Below are 17,875 nucleotides of genomic sequence, written 5' to 3'. Positions count from 1 at the left end.
AGGTAGAATCCTCTTGAGGCTGGCGCGCGTCAGTCTAGTCTCCCTGAAGCGAGGAGACGATGGCGGCACATTCCGGTTCGACCAAGGTCATCTACGCCGCACTTGCGGGAAATCTGCTGATCGCCCTGACCAAATTCGCGGCAGCGTTCCTGACTGGAAGCTCGGCCATGCTTTCGGAGGGGGTGCACTCCCTTGTCGATACCGGCAATGGCCTGCTCCTGCTTCATGGATTGCGCCGGTCAGCCCGTCCTCCAGACCTGCTGCACCCGTTCGGCTATGGTCGGGAGCTCTATTTCTGGAGCTTCATCGTCGCGCTCCTGGTCTTCGCGCTGGGTGCGGGCGTCGCGTTCTATGAGGGGATCATGCATATGCTCGATCCCGTGGCGGTCGAGAATCCCATGGTCAACTATGTCGTGCTCGGCCTTTGCTTCCTATTCGAAGGCGCTTCCTGGTGGGTCGCACGGAAGGAATTCGCGCGTGGAAAAGGCAGGCTCGGCTATCTGGAAGCCGTCCGGCGCAGCAAGGATCCAAGCGTCTACACCGTGCTGTTCGAGGACAGCGCCGCTTTGCTGGGGCTTGCCTTTGCGTTTGCAGGCATATTAGCGGCAGAACTCACGGGTATTCACGAGCTTGACGGGGCAGCATCCATTGGCATCAGCCTTATCCTTGGCTTGACGGCGATCTTCCTCGCGCGGGAGAGCAAGGGCTTGTTGATGGGTGAACCAGCCTTGCCGGACGTTCAGGAGGCCATACTGGCGGCGGCTAGAGCCGATCCCGCTGTCGAGGCGGTGAACGGACTGCTCACCACCCACATCGGACCCGAGCAGATCGTGGCCAATCTCAGCATCGAGTTTGCCGATCATCTAACGGCGCCCGAGATCGAAGCCTGCGTGGAAAGGATAGAAGCCCGGCTCGCCCGGGAAGTCCCCCAAGTGAATGCGCTTTTCGTCAAGCCGCAGACGGCGGCACGCTGGCAGGAACGGCGCAAGGCGATCGGCGAAGCGTCGGGCGGCGCTCTCTGACCATTGCAAGCCTATCCATCGTCGCCGTCGACCACCCGCAGACGGAGCTGCCCGGTACGGGATTCCGCAGCCCGCTGCGCCTTGCCGTCGCTTTCCTTGCTCTCCTCGACAGGATCCGTGCCGGCGAATTCCAGTGCCTCGATCTTCTGTCCGCGCCGCGTGACCTTTGTCGAAGAGACCAGGATGTCCTCGATGTCCTTTGAGGCCTGGCCGAAATGTGCCTGCAGCTTGCGCACCCTCTCATCCAGGCGGGCGACATCCTCCATCATCTTGACCACCTCTGTTTGTATCCGATGGGCCTGTTCGCGCATGCGGGCATCCCTGAGCAGGGCCTGGATGACCTGGATGGAAAGCATCAGCAGGGAAGGCGAGACCATGACCACGCGGGCACGAAGCGCGCGTTGAACGATTGCTTCGAAATTCTCGTGCACCTCCGCGAAAACGGACTCGGAGGGCACGAACATGAAGGCCGTATCCTGGGTTTCCCCCGGAATCAGATATTTGTCTGCGATATCGCGTATATGGACTTCGATGTCCCGCCGGAACGCCTGCGCGGCGTGCTTGCGCGCTTCGAGGCCATCGGCGGCGCGGATCGCGTTCCAGGCCTCGAGCGGAAACTTGGCGTCTATGGCGAGGGAGGGCGCATCGTTGGGCATCCTGACCAGGCAGTCCGGGCGGCTGCCGTTGGAGAGCGTCGCCTGGAACTCGTAGGCGCCGAAAGGCAGGCCGTCGCCGATGATGGCCTCCATACGCGACTGCCCGAACGCGCCACGTGTCTGCTTGTTCGAAAGGATCGACTGAAGCTGAACGACCTGCCCGGCCAGAGACTGGATGTTGTTCTGCGCGGTGTCGATCACGGCCAGCCGTTCCTGGAGCTTCGCCAGGCTCTCGTGGGTCGATTTCGTTTGATCCGCCATCGTCTGGCCGATCCGGCCGGTCATGGCATCGAGTCGCTGGCCGATGGCCTGGGTGAGTTCCGCCTGGCGCGCGCCGAAGACTTCGGCGATAGCTCCCATGCGCCCCTGCATCTCGGCCTGAGCCTGGAGAATGTCGACCATGCGCGCCTCGGTGTCCCGGGCGTGCTCCGCGGCTTCGGCCGCAGCGACCGCGCGTGCCTTGGCCGATCGCAGGAGAGCGGTGAAAAGCGTGAAGAGCAGCAGGAAAATCAGAAGTGCGGTGCCGCCCATCACTTGGCCGAGTGTGATCGTCGTCGCCCCGAGGCGGGCAACGGGCTCCGACAGGATGGCCATGAGCGTGCTCATCGTCGCACCATAACCGATTCGGATGTCGTAGTAGAGATCAAAACGTGAACGGATGCGGAGCCGGCCGGTTGACGCCCAAGCTGGGACATCCTAGGTGAGGCGCATGACCATCAAGCCTCTCATCATCCTCCCGGATCCGTTGCTGCGTCAGGTTTCAAAGCCGGTCGAGCATTTCGACAACCGCTTGCACAAATTCGCCGACGACATGCTGGACACGATGTATGACGCGCCTGGAATAGGTCTGGCGGCGATCCAGGTTGGCGAACCGATCCGGCTCCTGGTCATCGACCTCGCCAAAGAGGGCGAACCGCCGGCTCCGCACATCTTCATCAATCCGGAGATCGTCGAGCGCTCCGATGACCGTTCGGTCTATGAGGAAGGCTGCCTGTCGATCCCTGACTACTATGCCGAGGTCGAACGCCCCGCTTCGGTGCGGGTGAAGTATCTCGATCGTGACGGGAAAGCCCAGGAGATTGCGGCCGAAGGCCTTATGGCGACCTGCCTCCAGCACGAGATCGACCATCTCGACGGGGTGCTCTTCATCGACCACATCTCCAAGCTGAAACGTGACATGGTGGTGAAGAAGTTCAAGAAGCTCGCCCGCGACAGGGCGCCGAGCCGGATGGTAGGCTAGCCTCTACCGCCAGGCGCTTCGATTGAGCCGCCATTTACATGGCGGAAGCGCTGCTCCTGCTGCGACAGCCACTGTCTCATACCACGGGCGTTAGTCTTTGACCGGTCGCGAGGTGCCCCTCACTGTCCTGCCGGACATCTCTCCCCGCAAATTCGCGGGGAGAGAGACGACGGCCGCTTGGGCTTGGCCAGCCACCAACGTTGGTGATTTGGCGAGAGCAACGACGACATCGTCCTTCTCCCCGTTTCTTCACGGGGAGAAGGTGCCGGCAGGCGGATGAGGGGCTTGACCGAACGGTCAATCTTATCGGCCAGTGGTATCAGACCCGCTCTATTGCAAGAGCGATGCCTTGTCCGCCGCCGATGCACATGGTGACGAGGCCGTAGCGACCTCCCGTGCGCTGCAGATGGTAGATCGCCTTAACCGTCAATATCGCGCCCGTTGCGCCGACGGGATGGCCAAGCGCGATCGCGCCGCCGTCCGGATTGACCTTATCCGGGTCGAGCCCGAGCTCGCGGTTCACCGCCAGAGCCTGTGACGCGAAGGCTTCATTGGATTCGATCACGTCGAAGTCGGCGAGCTTGATGCCTGCCCGGTCTACCAGGGCACGGACGGCCGGGATGGGTCCGATGCCCATGATGGCGGGTTCGACCCCGGAATGCGCATAGGCCACGATCCGCGCGAGCGGCTTTGCGCCGCTCCGGTTCACATAGCTTTCCGAGGCAAGAACGACAGCGGCGGCGCCGTCATTGACGCCGGATGCGTTGCCGGCGGTCACCATGCCGTCCTTCTTGAAGACCGGTCTGAGCGAGGCCAGCGTCTCGAGAGTGGTGGTGGGTTTCGGATGTTCGTCCGTATCGAACGTCACCGTCTTTCGGCCGGCGGCGACCTCGAGAGGCATGATTTGCGATTTGAAATGCCCAGCCTCGATAGCAGCCGCTGCCCGGCGCTGGCTCTCCAGAGCGAAGGTGTCCTGGTCCTGTCGAGAGATCTGGTATTTCTCGGCGACATTTTCGGCGGTGACCCCCATGATGCCGTTTCCGAAAGGATCGGTCAGCACGCCCGTAAGGCCGTCCACCATCGCCACGTCGCCCATTTTCTGGCCGAAGCGGGCGGATTGAACATAATGCGGCGCGCGGCTCATCACCTCCGCCCCGCCTGCGAGCGCCATGTCCGTGTCGCCAAGCATGATGTTCTGGGCAGCCGACACGATAGCCTGCGCACCGCTGCCGCAGAGCCGGTTGAGCGTCATCGCCGGAACTTCCTTTGGAATGCCGGCGTCGATTGCCGCGACCCTCGCGAGATAGGCGTCCTTCGGACCGGTCGGGATCACGTTTCCGTAAACCACATGCCCGATTTCCCCCGCCTCCACGCCGGCGCGCTTCACCGCCTCGGATGCAACGGCGGCGCCCAACGACGCAGGCATCTCGTTCGACAAGGTGCCGCCGAAGGTGCCGATGGCGGTGCGGACTCCGGAAAGAATGTAGACTGCTTCTGTCATTTTCCCTGCCAATTTTCGATCGGAATTGTTCAGTTCTTCGATCGGGCTGCTCGTGCCCGGTCCTCGTCGAGCACCTTCAGCAGGCGAGGATAGGCAGCCCGCATCTCGGATGCGAAGTCGTCAAAGGGCATGTCGGCAAACTCGCCGATGAAATCGACATATTCCATGTGCTGGCGACCATCCCTGTCATACGGATGGAAGATGGAGTCCGTGCGCCCGTCGAATTCGAGCGGCAGCACACCGTGTCGCTCGCACAGCTTGATATCGAAGGCGGGGGTCGCCTTGACCCACGTACCATCCAGGAACAGCGACGTGTAGGCGTGCCATCGAAAAATGTCGTCGTCCATCAGAGCGGCGAGGCGCGGCGACGTGAGATGGTTCCGGACATTCGCGAAGCCGAGTTTCGCGGGAATACCGGCCGCGCGGGCCGCAGCTGCCAAGGCGATGGCCTTCGGCACGCAGAAGGCCGATCGGACGGTCAGGACATTCGAGGCTATGAACTGGTGTTCATCCAATCCGAAGGTGCGCATGTCATACGGGATCGAATCGCGCAACGCATAGTAGAGGTTCACCGCTTTCGAGCGTGCGTCGCCGGAGCCTGCGTGAGCGGCGGCAAAATCTTCCACGGTTCGGCTGTCGGCGTCGATGAATCGTGTCGATCTCAACGCTTCTTCCATCGCATTCCTCCGTAGTCGGTCGTCATGAAGAGGACGAGACTGCTATACCCACGATGCCGGCGCGATACGAAAAATGGTTGGAAGGTTGCGGAACTCGCACCTCTCCGCCCGCTGTCTGTCTAGTCTAGCCCCGCTCACCCGGCTAGCCCTTTCGTTTGGCGAAGAAGGCGGCGATCTTTGCTTTCATCGCCGGCGAGCGTCCGGCCTCTCCCTGAAGGTCGCGCTCGAGATCGAGCTGCTCTTCTGTCGCGAAGTCCGCCGCAGCGGCAATGAGGCGCTTAGTGCCGGCGAGCGCTTCGGGGTCGAGTTGTGCGAGCTTGGTGCAGACGGCCGTCGCTGCCGATTCGAGTTCCGCATCGTCGACCACCTCCCACAAAAGACCCCATTGGAGTGCTTTTTCCGCGGAGATGCGGTCCCCGAGCAGCATCATTCCGGAGGCACGAATTCTTCCGAGGATTCGCGACAGGAAAAGCGTGTTGCCGGCGTCCGGCACCAACGCAATGCCAACGAACGGCTCGTAGAAATAGCTCGACCGGTTGGCCAGCACGATATCCGCGGCCAGCGCAATACCGACGGCCGCACCGGCGCAGGGTCCGTTGACCGCAGCGACGATCGGCAGTCGGCACTGGCGCATGGCACGAACCAGGGGGTTGAAGTGCCGCTCCAACACATCGTCCAGAGCGGGAACCTCGTCCGGCCGGACAGTCGAGAGGTCGTAGCCCGAACCGAAGGCTCGACCCTCGCCGGTCATCAGGACGGCGCGAGCGGTACCCTCCGCTTCGGCCAGGACAATCGCTTCACGCAGCTCGTCCGCAGTCTGGTTGCGGTAGGCATTCAGCCTGTCCGGGCGGTTCACGGCGATACGAACGATGCCGTCAGCCAGGTTGTAGGTGATGTCCTCGAATGTCGTCATCGTCCTCCTCCGCCCAGGAACCAGCGCAATTGCGGAAGCCTGTCAGCTCCGAAAAATCCTTCGCCGTCTACCAGGAAATATGGCGAGCCCACCACCTGGGCCGAGATCGCTTCCTGGACAGCAGTCTCGAGAAGCGAGCGCCCGAGTGCTCCCTTCATGCGATCGGCGGCGGCATCCGCGGGGATGCCCACTTCGGCGGCAAGACCGGCGAGTGTGACTTCATCGGAGATGTCCCTTTGCTCGGCGAAGAAGGCTGGGAGAAGACGGTGAGCCAGGGCGATTGCCAGTCGCGGGTCGTTTTTGGCTGTCGCATGGAATAGGCGTGCAGCCAGGTGAGAAGAGAGGGGCAGCTTGGCAGGATGCCGGTAGGCGAGGCCGAAAAAGGCGGCAGAACGCTGCATGTCCTTGAGGAAATAGGCTCGCTTGGCGGATACGTCCATTGGCGGCGCGATACCGTGCGCCTTGAGCACTGCCCACATGAGGATCGGACGCCATTCGACTGCTCGGCCGAATTCCTTGCCAATCCTCTCTATTTCGCCAGCCGCGCAATAGGCATAGGGCGATGCGAAGTCGAAGTAGAAGTGGATCGGTCCTGCCATGCTCAGAACCTGAAGACGCCGTAGCCGGCCTCGCCGAGCGGGGCATTCAGCGAGGCTGAGATTGCGATGCCGAGCGCATTGCGCGTGTCGACGGGGTCGATGATGCCGTCATCCCACATCTGCGAAGTGGAGTAGTAAGCCGAAAGCTGCTCCTGGTAGGCGGAGCGTGTTTGTTCCCAGAGGCGTTGGATCTCGCCCTCGTCGACCGTGCCGCCGTTCCGTTTCATCTGATTTATCTTCACCTCGGCCAGCGTATTCGCGGCTTGGTCGCCGCCCATGACGCCGATCTGATGGTTCGGCCAGGTGAACAGGAACCTGCCGTCGAACGCGCGCCCGCACATGCCGTAATTGCCCGCGCCGAAGGAGCCGTTGCACATCACGGTGAACTTCGGAACGCGCGAGCAGCTTTGCGCCATGATCATCTTGGCGCCGTCCTTGGTGATGCCGCGCCGCTCGTATTCGCGCCCGATCATGTAGCCGGTGATGTTCTGCAGGAAGAGCAGCGGCGTGTTGTTCTGATTGCACAGTTCGATGAAGTGCCCGCCCTTCAGCGACGAGTCGTTGAAGAGCACGCCATTGTTGGCAAGGATGCCGACCTTGTAGCCCCATATGTTGGCAAAGCCGCAGATCAGCGTCGTGCCGTAATTGGGCTGGTATTCGTGAAAGCGGCTGCCGTCGACGATGCGTGCGATGATCTCGCGCATGTCGAAGGACTTCTTGATGTCGTCGGGGACGATCCCATAGATCTCTTGAGGATCATAGGCGGGCTCTTCAGACGCCTCCCGCTGGCAGTCCCATTTCTTCGGCCGGTCCCATTGCGCGACGATCTCGCGCCCCATGTGGATCGCCTCTTCTTCGTTCGCGGCGGGATAATCGCAAGTTCCCGAGACGCTGGTGTGCATGTCGGCTCCGCCGAGCTCCTCCACCGTGACTTCCTCACCGGTCGCCGCCTTGACCAGCGGAGGGCCGCCAAGGAAGACAGCGCCTGTGCCGCGCACGATCACGCTGTAGTCCGAAAGCCCGGGAATATACGCACCGCCGGCGGTGCAGTGACCGAAGACGAGCGCCAGCTGCTTCACACCCATTTTCGATAGGATCGACTGGTTTCTGAAGATCCGGCCAGCCATGTATTTGTCGGGGAACACCTCGGACTGGAGCTGCAGGAACCCGCCTGCGGAATCGCACAAGTGGATCACCGGCAACCGGTTCTCCATCGCGATGTCCAGCGCCCGCACGATTTTCTTGGCGGTCAGCGGGTACCAGGCTCCGCCCTTTACCGTCGGGTCATCCGCACGAATGATCACCTCCCGCCCGGAGACCACGCCGATGCCGACGATGGAACTGGCAGACGGGGAGTCGCCATCATACTCCATGTTGGCCGCAAGCGACGAAAGCTCGAGGAAAGGCGTACCGGGATCGAGTAGTTTCTGGATGCGCTCGCGCGGCCGCATCTTACCCTGCTTCTCCAAGCGATCCAGGTCGCGGGCAGGGCGCTCGTGGCGGGCCGCCTCCTGCTTGGCGCGAAACTCGGCCACGATACGCCGATTATGCGCGTCGAACTTGCGAAAGTCCGGTGAAGACGTGCTGATCATCGACTGGATTTTACGCATGTGATCAGGCCTTCTCGCTCTCGGATTCGAGCGTCACGATGATTTCGTCCTTTTCGAATGTCTGCCCCTCGAGGCGCAGAACATTCGCCACCACGCCGTCACGCGGCGCGGGGAGGGCTGTCTGTAGCTTCATGCTTTCGATGGTGACCACCGGTTCGCCACGCGTGACGGCATCGCCAGGCTGCTTGTGAACGAAAACGACCGCTCCCGGCATCGGCGCCTTGAGCACGTCCTGGCCACTGCCGGTAGCTGTGCTGTCGGAAAACGGGTCGACATAGTCGATCTCGAATGTGCGCCCGCCCAGCCGAACGGCCTGCCTTTGTCCGAGAACCGCGCGGGCAAAGTCGATACGATGGCCACCGATCGACATCGATTTGCGTCCGTCCCCCAGTCCCGGAAGTTCCGAGACCTCATGCTCCTCGCCATCGATCAGGAGAACAAGGTGAGGACGCCGTCGTGCGATGGTCACGTCGTGGATCTTGCCATCGAGGGCGAGCTTGATGCTCATTCTCAGTTCCTCCATCCGCCGATGGCCGCGTAGGGTTCGGGTGTCCCCACGGCGAGCTCCTGGAAGTCGCGGAAACCAAGCACGGCGGCGGCCAAAACCTGCGCAAGAACCGGCGCCGGGACCGGCGGGGTCTGAAGCTCGTGCCGGTGCTCGAGTACAAAACCGGTATGGAGATCGCCCCTTCGGAAGGCGTTGCTGTCGAGTACGCGGGCCAGATAGTCTATGTTCGTCTTCACGCCGAGCAGCGACAGGCCATCGAGCGCGGCAATCGAACGATCGATCGCTTCGCCGCGATCACTGCCGTGGGCGACGAGTTTGGCGAGCATCGGGTCGAAGTCGGCCGTGACCTTTTGCCCCTGGTCGAGCGCGTTTTCGAAACGCAGCCAATTCTCCTCGGGCACGCCGAGATATTGCACGGTGCCTGTTTCCGGCATGAAATCCCGGTCCGGATCTTCCGCACATACGCGGCATTCGATCGCGTGGCCGTGCGCTTTGACGTCGGCTTGGGTCAGCGGAAGGCCCTTGCCGGCCGCGATCTCGATCTGGGCGCGCACGAGGTCGAGCCCCGTGATCATCTCGGTCACAGGATGCTCCACCTGAAGCCTGGTATTCATTTCGAGGAAGAAGAAGCGGCCGTCGGCGCCCAGAATATACTCGACGGTGCCTGCGTTCTTGTATTTCGCGGCGGACGCCAGCCGCACGGCCGAGGCGCAGATTGCGTCGCGCAAATCCTGGCTCAAGGCAGCGGCCGGGGCTTCCTCGACGATTTTTTGGAAACGCCGCTGTACCGAGCATTCGCGCTCGAACAGGTGGATCGCGCCACCTTTCCCGTCGCCTAGAACCTGGACCTCGATGTGACGAGGCCGCTCGACATAGGTCTCGGCATAGACCCGGCCGTCGCCGAAATAACGTTGGGCTTCGCTGGAAGCGAGGCGGGCGGCCTCCCGCATATCTGCAGCGTTGCGGACAATGCTCATTCCCTTGCCGCCGCCGCCGGCGGCTGCCTTGATGAGCAGAGGAAATCCGATGGTTTCGGCCTGACTTGCGAATGCATCGATATCGCTGGTGGGCATGACCGACGGCGCCACCGCCACGCCATGCTCGGCGGCGAAGTTTCTCGCCGAGATCTTGTCGCCCATCAGCGAGATTGTTTCGGCATCCGGTCCAATGAAGACGATTGCTGCCGCGGCGACGGCCGAGGCGAAACCCGCATTCTCCGACAGGAATCCATAGCCGGGGTGGATTGCGTCGGCGCCGGTCGAACGCGCCGCAGCGACGATCTGGTCGATGTCGAGATGCGCCGCGACAGGGGTGTCGCCGTGGATTTCCACCGCCTCGTCGGCCATTCGTACATGCTTGGCATGTGCCTCGACACGGTGATGGATGGCGACGGATCGAATGCCCAACTCGCCGAGCGTTCGCATGACGCGGCAGGCGATTTCGCCTCGATTGGCGACCAGAACCTTCTTGAAGAGCGGGTCGATCATGCAGTCAGTTCCTTGCTCCAATTCTCGAGGGGCCCGCCCTTCTCGATCCAGGACGCGGGAACCTCGACGGGGAAGTCCATGAAGATCTGCGCCAGGGCCTTGCCTTGTGGATCATGGCGGAGCGAGGCTATGCCGCCGCCGCCAAGACCTTCGTGCAGAAGGAAATTCAATCCCCTGAGACCGGGCCACTCGAAGCGCTCTACCGGGCCTTTCACGAAATGGCTGAAGTAACGGCCGACCGCTTCGGGTGTTGCGCTGCGGCGTATCCATGGCAAGAACTCCGGGCGTCGTGCCAGTATGCCGATATTGCCGATGTCGCCCTTGTCTCCGCTGCGGCCGTGGGCCAGCGCGACGAGCGGGACGACGGCAATCGCGTCGGGAGCGGGCGGGAGCTCCGCGCTGACGCCTCCGGCAACGGTCTCGACCGAACCGTTCGGCAGATGGGGCGCGATCGTTTCCGTCTTCCCATCTAGCTCGAAGCTGGCATCCACATCCGTCTTCGGCACGAGAAACGAGAAGAGCCTCACCACAGGCTGCGGCTCGGGGCGCCCGCCCGCGAAACCGGTGATGCTCTGCGCCATCGCGGTTGCAGCCGGATAGATCTCCCGGGCAAAGATCTGGAGCGCGTCCCTGCTCGCGTGTCGCACCGCGATCTTGAGCACGATTTCACGGGTGGCGCCTGTTCTTGCGTGTGCTCCGTAGTTCGACTCGCTGCCGAGGATCTCGACGGATGTGTCCGCAAAGCCGTCGAAGCCCGCAGCGCGCATGATCCGTTCCGATCGCTTGATGATTGCGTCTGCAGTGGCTTGGGCTCTTGCCACCGCTTCATGACCTGCGATCATCATGGTCACTGAGGCGCGGTACCCGTCGGCGAAGGTGGCGCTCACCTTGTAGCTGTCAGTAGGAGCCGATCCGCGTGCGCCCGACACGCGGACCTTATCCGGTCCTGCCTGTTCGAGCACGACGTCGCTCCAGTCGGCTGTCACGTCGGGCAGGAGATAGCGGGTCGGGTCTCCGACCTCGTAGACGATCTGTTCGGCTACGGTAGGTGGTGCCACGAGGCCGCCGGTGCCGGAAGGCTTCGTGAGGACGAAGGTTCCGTCCGCAGCGCATTCGGCAATCGGGAAACCCATATCGTCCCAACCGGACACGTCGCGCCAATCGGTAAAGATGCCGCCGGTCGCCTGCGTGCCGCACTCGATGACGTGGCCGGCCAGGCTGCCCGCTGAAAGCAGGTCGTAGTCGCTCGGCTTCCACCCGAATTCGTGAATCAATGGGCCGAGTACGATGGCCGAGTCGACGACCCGCCCGGTTATGACGATATCCGCACCGGCGCCCAGCGCTGCGGCGATCGGGAAGGCGCCGAGATAGGCGTTGATGCTCGCCAGGCGTTCCGGCATTGGAGCACCGGAGAACATTTCGACTGCCCCAGCTCCGCGGTAGCGTTCCGAGGATGCCGACAGATCGTCGCCGCGGACCACCGCGACCTTGAGGTCGATGCCCAGCTCCCCGAAAACGGCAAGCAATGCCTCGCGGCAGGCATCCGGGTTGACACCGCCGGCATTCGTGACCACGCGAATTCGCTTGTCTGCAATCTCTCGGGCCAATGGCTTCATGACCATCGTCACGAAGTCCGTGGCGTAGCCCAGATCTCCACGTTTCGCCTTCATGCGGGCGAGGATCGACATGGTGATCTCGGCCAGATAGTCCATCACGAGATAGTCGATTTCGCCGGAACGGACGAGTTGTGCCGGGCCTTCCGGACTGTCTCCCCAGAAGCCGGCGCCGCAACCGATGCGAACGATCTTGTCCATGCCCTTCACTCCGCAGTCCACTTCGGGCTGCGCTTCTCGTTGAAGGCGGTGAAGCCCTCCTTGGCGTCCTTCGTGCGGGCCATATTGGCCAGCATGAACTGCGCGTACTCCAGCGCACTGTCCGTCGACATTTCGCGGATCTTGGCCAGGGCCTGCTTGCCCAAGCGAATGCCTGTCGGCGATTTGTCGGTGATCCGCGCAAGCAGCCAATCGAGCTTTTCGTCGAGCTCGGCTGCAGGCACGGCGTAATTGACGATGTTCTCCGCAACTGCTTCGCGCGCGGTGATCGTCTCGCCCGTGATGCAGAGCTCCATCAGGCGGCGATAAGAAACAGTCCTCAGCAGGAAGGGCAGGATCATCATCGGGAAAAGCCCGACCTTCACTTCCGTGACCCCCAGAAGCGCGTCTTCGCGTGCGACGACAAGGTCGCAGGCGCTTACCAGGCCCAACCCGCCAGCAAGCGCGTGGCCGTTCACCCTCGCGATCAGCGGAAGCCGGCAGGCATCCATGCGTCTCAGGAGGCGGGCCACATAGTGGCGCGGGTCTGCCACGTCGATGGTGAACGGGGTTCCGTCCGCCTGGAGCTGAAGATCTCCACCGGCGCAGAACGCCTTGTCACCGGCGCCGGTTATGACGACTGCTCGCACCTCGCGATCGACTTCGGCTTTGTCCAGCCCGGTCTGGATACCCTGCGCGACCTTTTCGTTGAGGGCATTGCGCCGTTCCTCGCGGTTGATTTTGACCCACAGGACGGAGTCTCGCGTCTCGATGATCACAGGTTCGGCCATTGTCTCCCCCACATCCTTTCCCGTTAGGATCCAGAACAAATGATTTCAGTTCATCAGCGTTGTCAACCAGGCCGCATGAGTTTTGCCTGAAAAATATCAAAAGCGCTTCAAGGTGGCTTTTCTGTTGAAGGCTAATTGACATTGCGTGGCGCTTCGTATGATGAAATGATCTCATTAACGAACACGGCGATGCTTGCCGGCATTATCATCGCGGGAGGATTTGAATGAACGATATCATAGGGCGAAACGACAAGCCGAACCTCTTCGACTTGGACGCCGATCACCGGATGATCCTCGAAAACGCGGACCGCTTCGCGCGCAACGAGCTCTATGGCCTCTCAGAACGTATGGACAACGAGGAGTGGTGGCCTGAAGAGGCTTTTGCGAAAATCGGTGAGAACGGGCTCTTCGGGATCACGATACCAGAGGAATATGGGGGAGCCGGCCTCGATCTCGTGGCTGCCGGCCTCGTGCTGCAGGGGCTGGCCCGCTGGAATCACGCGATGGCGCTCGCCTGGGTGGCTCACGACAATCTCTGTGCAAACAACATCTACCGTAATGGCACGGACGAACAGCGGCGGCGCTTCCTGCCCGATCTCTGTTCGGGCAGGAAGGTTGGGGCGCTAGGCCTGACCGAGCCCGGAGCAGGTTCGGATGCCATGGGATCCATGCGCACCACGGCACGGCGGGAGGGCGACCACTATGTGCTCAACGGCAGCAAGATATACATAACGAACGGACCCGTCGCCGACGTTCTGCTGGTCTACGCCAAGACCGATCGCGAGAAAGGCGCTCACGGTATTTCTGCCTTCATCGTGGAGAAGGGCATGCCCGGCTTCAAGGTCGCTCAGAAGCTGAACAAGATGGGCTATCGAGGCAGCCAGACCGGCGAGCTCCTGTTCGAGGATTGCCGCGTGCCGGCGCAGAATCTCGTCGGCGGGGAGAATCGCGGGGTTGCCGTGGTCATGAGCGGCCTCGACCTCGAGCGAGCCATGATCTCGCCCCTTTGTCTCGGCATTGCCGAGCGGGCGCTGGAGCTTTCGGTCGACTATGCAAAAACGCGCAAGCAGTTCGGCAAGCCGATCGGCTCCTTCCAGATGGTTCAATCGATGCTCGCCGACATGTATGTCCATGTCGAGACCATCCGAAGCTTCACCTATCGCGTCCTTGCGGCAGCGGCGCCTCTCGAGGTTGGCGGCGGCGGCCGAGGCGATATCCACACGCTTACGGCGGCCTCGGTGATGTATGCGGCCGAGGCGACGCACAAGGTGCTAGATCTCGCCGTGCAAGTTCATGGCGGTACAGGCTACATCTGGGAATCCGAGATCAACCGTCTGTTCCGCTCGACCAAGCTGATGGAGATCGGCGCCGGCACTACGGAGGTCCGAAAGATGATCATTTCAGGTGAACTGCTCAAGGGCATAGAACGATGAGCGCAGCGGCCGAGGAAAAGTTCGGGTTGAATGACGCCGACCTCGCTATCCGGCCAACGGTCTATGCGCCCGATTGCCTCAAGGGGCAGGTGGCCATCGTCTCCGGCGGGGCAGGCGGGATCGGCCGAGCCACGGCCTGGCTGTTTGCCCGGCTCGGTGCGCATGTGGTCGTGGCCGGCAGGAGCGAAGACAAGATCGCCGAATTGGTGCGTGCCATCGGTGCGCAAGGACTCGCATGCAACGGCCATGCTGTCGATATTCGCGAACCCGAAGCCGTCGGCGCGTTTTTCGATCGCGTCTGGAATGAGTACGGCGGTGCAGGAATCCTCGTCAACAGCGCGGGGGGGCAGTTCCCGCAGCCGGCGATCGACTTCAGCGTGAAGGGCTGGAACGCCGTCATCAATACGAACCTGAACGGCACCTGGCACATGATGCAAGCCGCGGCCCGCAAATGGCGAGACACCGGCCAGCCGGGCAGTATCGTCAACATCGTTGTCGTGACGACGCACGGACTTTACGGGGTCGCTCACACGATCGCTGCTCGTGCCGGCGTTATCGGCTTGAGCCGTAGCGTGGCGGTGGAATGGGCGCCGTTGGATATCCGGATCAACTGCATCGCGCCGGGCGCAATCGAAACGGAAGGCTGGAAGACCTATACGCCCGAAGCCCGTTCCGCCTACCCCCGGTCGAACCCGATGATGCGCGTGGGCAATGCCTGGGATATAGCAGAAGCCTGCGTATACCTTGGCGGGCCGTCCGGAAGGTTCATTACCGGCGAGCTTCTGACGGTCGACGGCGGTGGGCAGCTTTGGGGCGAAACCTGGACGACCGGAAAGCCGGATTATTTCAAGACGCCGGCTAATATCCAGGGGCGATAGATCGACCGCCAATCGCGCGGTCGCGCCATCGAGTTGCCCCTCACTGTCCTGCCGGACATCTCTCCCCGTGAAGAACGGGGAGAGAGACGCCGGCCGCTTGGGTTTCGCCAGTCGCCAACGGCGGGCGATTGGCGAAAGTGGAGACGACATCGGTCTTCTCCCCGTCCTGACGGGGAGAAGTGGCCGGCAGCCGATGAGGGGCTTGCCCGAAGGTCAATCCTCATTGCCGCGTCTGTTGCGGCGCTCGTCCCTTGAACTGCATGAACTCGATGACGACGCCGTCCGGATCCTCGGCGCAGAAGACCTCTATCCGCGAGCCGCCCAGCGTGATCAGCTTCGGCGCGCTGTAGCAGGTATGTCCCGCCTCGCTCAGTCGGGCGTGGACAGCCGCCGCGTCGAAGGTTCGCAAGCAGATCCGCCCAATGCCGGGCTGGGCAAGGCTGCGCCGCGGATGTGCCGGCTCATGCGGCGAGCGCCATTCTATCAGGTCGAGCCGCATGCCCCTTTGGTCGCCCTTCAGCATGAGCATGGCGGCTCTGCCGTCGCAGTCGTCCGGCAGTCTCAGCACGGGGCCCAGCCCGACTTCGCCGAAGCTGGCATCGCCGCAGGCAGTGAAATCAAGAACGATCTCGAAGCCGATCAACCGATAGAAGGCGAGCGAGCGCTCGAAATCGGTGCAGTTCACGTTGATGTGGAAGAAGCAAGGGACGTCACCTTGGATTGAGGCCGTGGTCTCGCTCACTTGAAGATCTGGCCCCTGAGCAGCTTGATATAGGTATCCGCTACAAAGTCCGACGGACGGACGAACTGGCCGTCGACATAGCAGAAGCGGCCGCTCAGATATTCGCGGGTGGACAGCAGCATCTGCGTCACGACGTCGATTTCATTCGGATCCTCGATTCTCAGATTGCCCCGCCTCCTCTCGTATTCGAGCGCGCGGCGGTAGCTTGCTGTCTGCATCTCCAGATGGCGGCGGAAGCCGGTCGGCGCCTGGACCATCCCCTCGCTCAGGATCTTGAAGAGATGAGGCGATTTTTCCAGGAATTCGAAGAAGCCGCATAGGCGGGCGCGCTCGCGCTCCAGCGGATCGTCCGGGGCCGTCATGACTTTTGCCCGGATCATCTCGTGAAGCTGCTCGCTGATCGCTGGGAGGAGCTGATCGAGCAGGTCCTGCCGTGATTCGAAGTAATTGTAGAAAGTTCCCTGTGCCACCTTTGCCCGCCCGGTGATCAGGGCCACGGAGGCGCCGGCATATCCCTGTTCACCCACGATCTGGATGGCGGCCTCGAACAACCGCACCCTCGTGGCTTCTGCCTTCTCGGCGCGCGTCAGGCGCGGCTTGGTTCCCGCGTCGCGGGCTATGCTTAGTGTGTCTGCCGGATTCGAGTCTGCCATGATCGCCGCGAGCCTACGGGCAGCATACGGTGCTGTCAAACCGAAATGAATTATGACTCATGATTCATTTTTGTTTACAAAACCGGAAATACGCGTAGCATGACCATTGCGAGCGCTCCTGGAGGAGTGATGCCCGGAGGCAATGTGAGAGGGGCGCCGCAAGACCGGTGGAGGCCGGTTTTTTCCAATGTCGAGCCGTTCGATCGAGCTTTGGTCTCGAAACGATCCCGGCTGTCCCAAGGGGAGAGGACAATGTTCGCATACGCACGCAGATTGCTTGCCGCGACGGCTGTTTTTGGCGCAGTGCTGACGGGCACCGCCGGAGCCGCGGAGTTCATCATATCGACGGGTCTCGGCAAGCCGCATCTTTGGGTCGGCAGCCACATGGACCCCTTCGCCGACGCCATCGAGCAGGGAAGCAATGGCGAGATCACGTTCACGCGGTTCTACGCAGGCGAACTGACCGCCGTCGGCCGGGAGTTGGACAGCTTGAACAGCGGCACCATCCATGTCGCCGCGCCGCTGCTGGCGCCCTATCACGAGGGCCGGTTCCCGCTGTCCGATGTCACCCAGCTGCCGACCTATGGCACGGATTCGCCGATGGTGACGCGGGCCTTCCAGAAGCTCCTCGACTCCGACGTGGAACTGAAGGACGGCAAGACCTTCTACCAATACGAGATCGCCGACAAGGGCATTCGCGCATGGGCCCTCGGCGCGACGGCGCCCTATTCGATCTCGACGGTGAAGAAGGTCCTGAAGGAGCCGGCGGATCTCCACGGTCTGCCGCTTCGCGCCGGCTCCGCCCTTCATACCATCGTGCTGGAAAAGCTGGGCGCGACGCCGGTGACCATGCCGGGTTCGCAGGCCTTCGAGGCGGCCTCGCGCGGCACGATCGAAGGGCTTATTATCGCCATCTCCGATTGGCCGTCCTATTCGCTCCAGCAACTGTTGCGGCACTCGATCGTCGATGTCTCCATCGGCCACTGGGAAAGCTACCTCGCGGTCAGCAACGAGATGTGGGACCAGCTGAGCGACGAACAAAAGAAGCTCTGGGACGAGACGGCGCGCGCCATCGGCACGAAGAACGCCGAACAATGGGAAGCGCGGGTCGGCACGGTCAAGGAGGAGTCGATCAGCAAGGATGGCGGGTCGTTCGTGTCGATCAACGATCTGTCGCCGGCCATGAAGGCCCACATAGACAAGGCGGCTGCCGACACATGGGTCGCCTGGATCGAAAAGACCGAGGCGAACGGGCATCCGGCGCGGGCGACGGCGAAGCTCTATGCCGAGCTCATCCAGGCCGAAGGGGGCAAGCTGCCGTCGGGCGTTGCCGAGTATCTGGCGAAGTGATCGT

General features: G+C 62.2%; 17 protein-coding genes. 5 read left to right on the top strand and 12 right to left on the bottom strand.

Annotated features, from left to right (window positions below):
- Window positions 1-59: 59 nt before the first annotated feature.
- Window positions 60-1,022 carry a cation diffusion facilitator family transporter gene (locus ACCO56_RS17340; protein ID WP_433642051.1) on the top strand — a complete coding sequence of 321 codons (963 nt, stop codon included), beginning with the start codon at window positions 60-62 and terminating at the stop codon, window positions 1,020-1,022.
- 11 nt (window positions 1,023-1,033) lie between these two features.
- On the opposite strand, the gene ACCO56_RS17335 is transcribed toward ACCO56_RS17340, so the two are convergent.
- Window positions 1,034-2,284 carry a DNA recombination protein RmuC gene (locus ACCO56_RS17335; RefSeq protein ID WP_433642050.1) on the bottom strand — a complete coding sequence of 417 codons (1,251 nt, stop codon included), beginning with the start codon at window positions 2,282-2,284 and terminating at the stop codon, window positions 1,034-1,036.
- Window positions 2,285-2,387: 103 nt separating this feature from the next.
- Here ACCO56_RS17335 and def point away from each other — a divergent pair, with 103 nt between their 5' ends.
- On the top strand, window positions 2,388-2,918 hold the full coding sequence (gene def, locus ACCO56_RS17330; RefSeq protein ID WP_433642049.1) for a peptide deformylase: 531 nt from the start codon (window positions 2,388-2,390) through the stop codon (window positions 2,916-2,918).
- Window positions 2,919-3,237: 319 nt separating this feature from the next.
- Here def and ACCO56_RS17325 read toward each other — a convergent pair whose 3' ends face one another.
- From ACCO56_RS17325 to ACCO56_RS17285, 9 genes are all read right to left on the bottom strand, one after another.
- Window positions 3,238-4,419, bottom strand: coding sequence for an acetyl-CoA C-acyltransferase family protein (locus tag ACCO56_RS17325; RefSeq protein ID WP_433642048.1), 1,182 nt, complete (start codon window positions 4,417-4,419; stop codon window positions 3,238-3,240).
- A gap of 29 nt (window positions 4,420-4,448) precedes the next feature.
- Window positions 4,449-5,084, bottom strand: a complete 636-nt coding sequence (locus ACCO56_RS17320) for a transglutaminase domain-containing protein (RefSeq protein WP_433642047.1) — start codon at window positions 5,082-5,084, stop codon at window positions 4,449-4,451.
- Between the two features lie 154 nt (window positions 5,085-5,238).
- Window positions 5,239-6,009: an enoyl-CoA hydratase-related protein gene (locus ACCO56_RS17315; protein ID WP_433642045.1), complete on the bottom strand. Its 771-nt coding sequence runs from the start codon at window positions 6,007-6,009 to the stop codon at window positions 5,239-5,241.
- Complete coding sequence (locus ACCO56_RS17310) at window positions 6,006-6,608, bottom strand: 2-hydroxychromene-2-carboxylate isomerase (RefSeq protein ID WP_433642044.1); 603 nt, start codon at window positions 6,606-6,608, stop codon at window positions 6,006-6,008. Before ACCO56_RS17310 ends, ACCO56_RS17315 begins: the two co-directional genes overlap by 4 nt.
- Before the next feature lie 2 nt (window positions 6,609-6,610).
- Window positions 6,611-8,218 carry an acyl-CoA carboxylase subunit beta gene (locus tag ACCO56_RS17305; RefSeq protein ID WP_433642043.1) on the bottom strand — a complete coding sequence of 536 codons (1,608 nt, stop codon included), beginning with the start codon at window positions 8,216-8,218 and terminating at the stop codon, window positions 6,611-6,613.
- Between the two features lie 4 nt (window positions 8,219-8,222).
- Window positions 8,223-8,726 (bottom strand): biotin/lipoyl-containing protein, encoded by a 504-nt coding sequence (locus tag ACCO56_RS17300; RefSeq protein WP_433642042.1) that lies wholly within the window; start codon window positions 8,724-8,726, stop codon window positions 8,223-8,225.
- A 2-nt stretch (window positions 8,727-8,728) separates the two neighbouring features.
- Window positions 8,729-10,213, bottom strand: a complete 1,485-nt coding sequence (locus ACCO56_RS17295; RefSeq protein ID WP_433642041.1) for an acetyl-CoA carboxylase biotin carboxylase subunit — start codon at window positions 10,211-10,213, stop codon at window positions 8,729-8,731.
- Window positions 10,210-12,027, bottom strand: a complete 1,818-nt coding sequence (locus ACCO56_RS17290) for an acyclic terpene utilization AtuA family protein (RefSeq protein WP_433642040.1) — start codon at window positions 12,025-12,027, stop codon at window positions 10,210-10,212. The genes ACCO56_RS17295 and ACCO56_RS17290 overlap by 4 nt, the downstream gene beginning before the upstream one ends.
- A 5-nt stretch (window positions 12,028-12,032) precedes the next feature.
- A complete protein-coding gene (locus ACCO56_RS17285; RefSeq protein WP_433642039.1) occupies window positions 12,033-12,815 on the bottom strand; it encodes an enoyl-CoA hydratase-related protein in 783 nt (260 codons plus the stop codon).
- 224 nt (window positions 12,816-13,039) lie between these two features.
- Here ACCO56_RS17285 and ACCO56_RS17280 point away from each other — a divergent pair, with 224 nt between their 5' ends.
- A complete protein-coding gene (locus ACCO56_RS17280) occupies window positions 13,040-14,248 on the top strand; it encodes an acyl-CoA dehydrogenase family protein (protein ID WP_433642038.1) in 1,209 nt (402 codons plus the stop codon).
- Entirely contained in the window at window positions 14,245-15,126 is an 882-nt protein-coding gene (locus ACCO56_RS17275; protein ID WP_433642037.1) for an SDR family oxidoreductase, read from the top strand. The genes ACCO56_RS17280 and ACCO56_RS17275 overlap by 4 nt, the downstream gene beginning before the upstream one ends.
- A 220-nt stretch (window positions 15,127-15,346) precedes the next feature.
- Here the strand turns inward: ACCO56_RS17275 and ACCO56_RS17270 are convergent, their stop codons facing one another.
- The gene (locus ACCO56_RS17270; RefSeq protein WP_433642036.1) at window positions 15,347-15,868 is read right to left on the bottom strand and encodes a VOC family protein; all 522 of its coding nucleotides are present in this window, start codon (window positions 15,866-15,868) and stop codon (window positions 15,347-15,349) included.
- Window positions 15,865-16,521 (bottom strand): TetR/AcrR family transcriptional regulator, encoded by a 657-nt coding sequence (locus ACCO56_RS17265; protein WP_433642035.1) that lies wholly within the window; start codon window positions 16,519-16,521, stop codon window positions 15,865-15,867. Before ACCO56_RS17265 ends, ACCO56_RS17270 begins: the two co-directional genes overlap by 4 nt.
- A gap of 252 nt (window positions 16,522-16,773) precedes the next feature.
- Here ACCO56_RS17265 and ACCO56_RS17260 point away from each other — a divergent pair, with 252 nt between their 5' ends.
- The gene (locus ACCO56_RS17260; protein WP_433642033.1) at window positions 16,774-17,871 is read left to right on the top strand and encodes a hypothetical protein; all 1,098 of its coding nucleotides are present in this window, start codon (window positions 16,774-16,776) and stop codon (window positions 17,869-17,871) included.
- Window positions 17,872-17,875 lie beyond the last annotated feature (4 nt).

The organism is Mesorhizobium sp. 1B3 (assembly GCF_050958605.1).
In the GTDB taxonomy this organism is placed as follows: Bacteria; Pseudomonadota; Alphaproteobacteria; order Rhizobiales; family Rhizobiaceae.
This window is presented reverse-complemented; position numbering and strand designations above follow the sequence as displayed.

Excerpts from the sequence above, each read along its gene's own strand:
- ACCO56_RS17340 (WP_433642051.1), top strand. The coding sequence starts at position 60 with ATGGCGGCACATTCCGGTTCGACCAAGGTCATCTACGCCGCACTTGCG.
- ACCO56_RS17335 (WP_433642050.1), bottom strand. The coding sequence starts at position 2,284 with ATGAGCACGCTCATGGCCATCCTGTCGGAGCCCGTTGCCCGCCTCGGG.
- def (WP_433642049.1), top strand. The coding sequence starts at position 2,388 with ATGACCATCAAGCCTCTCATCATCCTCCCGGATCCGTTGCTGCGTCAG.
- ACCO56_RS17325 (WP_433642048.1), bottom strand. The coding sequence starts at position 4,419 with ATGACAGAAGCAGTCTACATTCTTTCCGGAGTCCGCACCGCCATCGGC.
- ACCO56_RS17315 (WP_433642045.1), bottom strand. The coding sequence starts at position 6,009 with ATGACGACATTCGAGGACATCACCTACAACCTGGCTGACGGCATCGTT.
- ACCO56_RS17310 (WP_433642044.1), bottom strand. The coding sequence starts at position 6,608 with ATGGCAGGACCGATCCACTTCTACTTCGACTTCGCATCGCCCTATGCC.
- ACCO56_RS17305 (WP_433642043.1), bottom strand. The coding sequence starts at position 8,218 with ATGCGTAAAATCCAGTCGATGATCAGCACGTCTTCACCGGACTTTCGC.
- ACCO56_RS17300 (WP_433642042.1), bottom strand. The coding sequence starts at position 8,726 with ATGAGCATCAAGCTCGCCCTCGATGGCAAGATCCACGACGTGACCATC.
- ACCO56_RS17295 (WP_433642041.1), bottom strand. The coding sequence starts at position 10,213 with ATGATCGACCCGCTCTTCAAGAAGGTTCTGGTCGCCAATCGAGGCGAA.
- ACCO56_RS17290 (WP_433642040.1), bottom strand. The coding sequence starts at position 12,027 with ATGGACAAGATCGTTCGCATCGGTTGCGGCGCCGGCTTCTGGGGAGAC.
- ACCO56_RS17285 (WP_433642039.1), bottom strand. The coding sequence starts at position 12,815 with ATGGCCGAACCTGTGATCATCGAGACGCGAGACTCCGTCCTGTGGGTC.
- ACCO56_RS17280 (WP_433642038.1), top strand. The coding sequence starts at position 13,040 with ATGAACGATATCATAGGGCGAAACGACAAGCCGAACCTCTTCGACTTG.
- ACCO56_RS17275 (WP_433642037.1), top strand. The coding sequence starts at position 14,245 with ATGAGCGCAGCGGCCGAGGAAAAGTTCGGGTTGAATGACGCCGACCTC.
- ACCO56_RS17265 (WP_433642035.1), bottom strand. The coding sequence starts at position 16,521 with ATGGCAGACTCGAATCCGGCAGACACACTAAGCATAGCCCGCGACGCG.
- ACCO56_RS17260 (WP_433642033.1), top strand. The coding sequence starts at position 16,774 with ATGTTCGCATACGCACGCAGATTGCTTGCCGCGACGGCTGTTTTTGGC.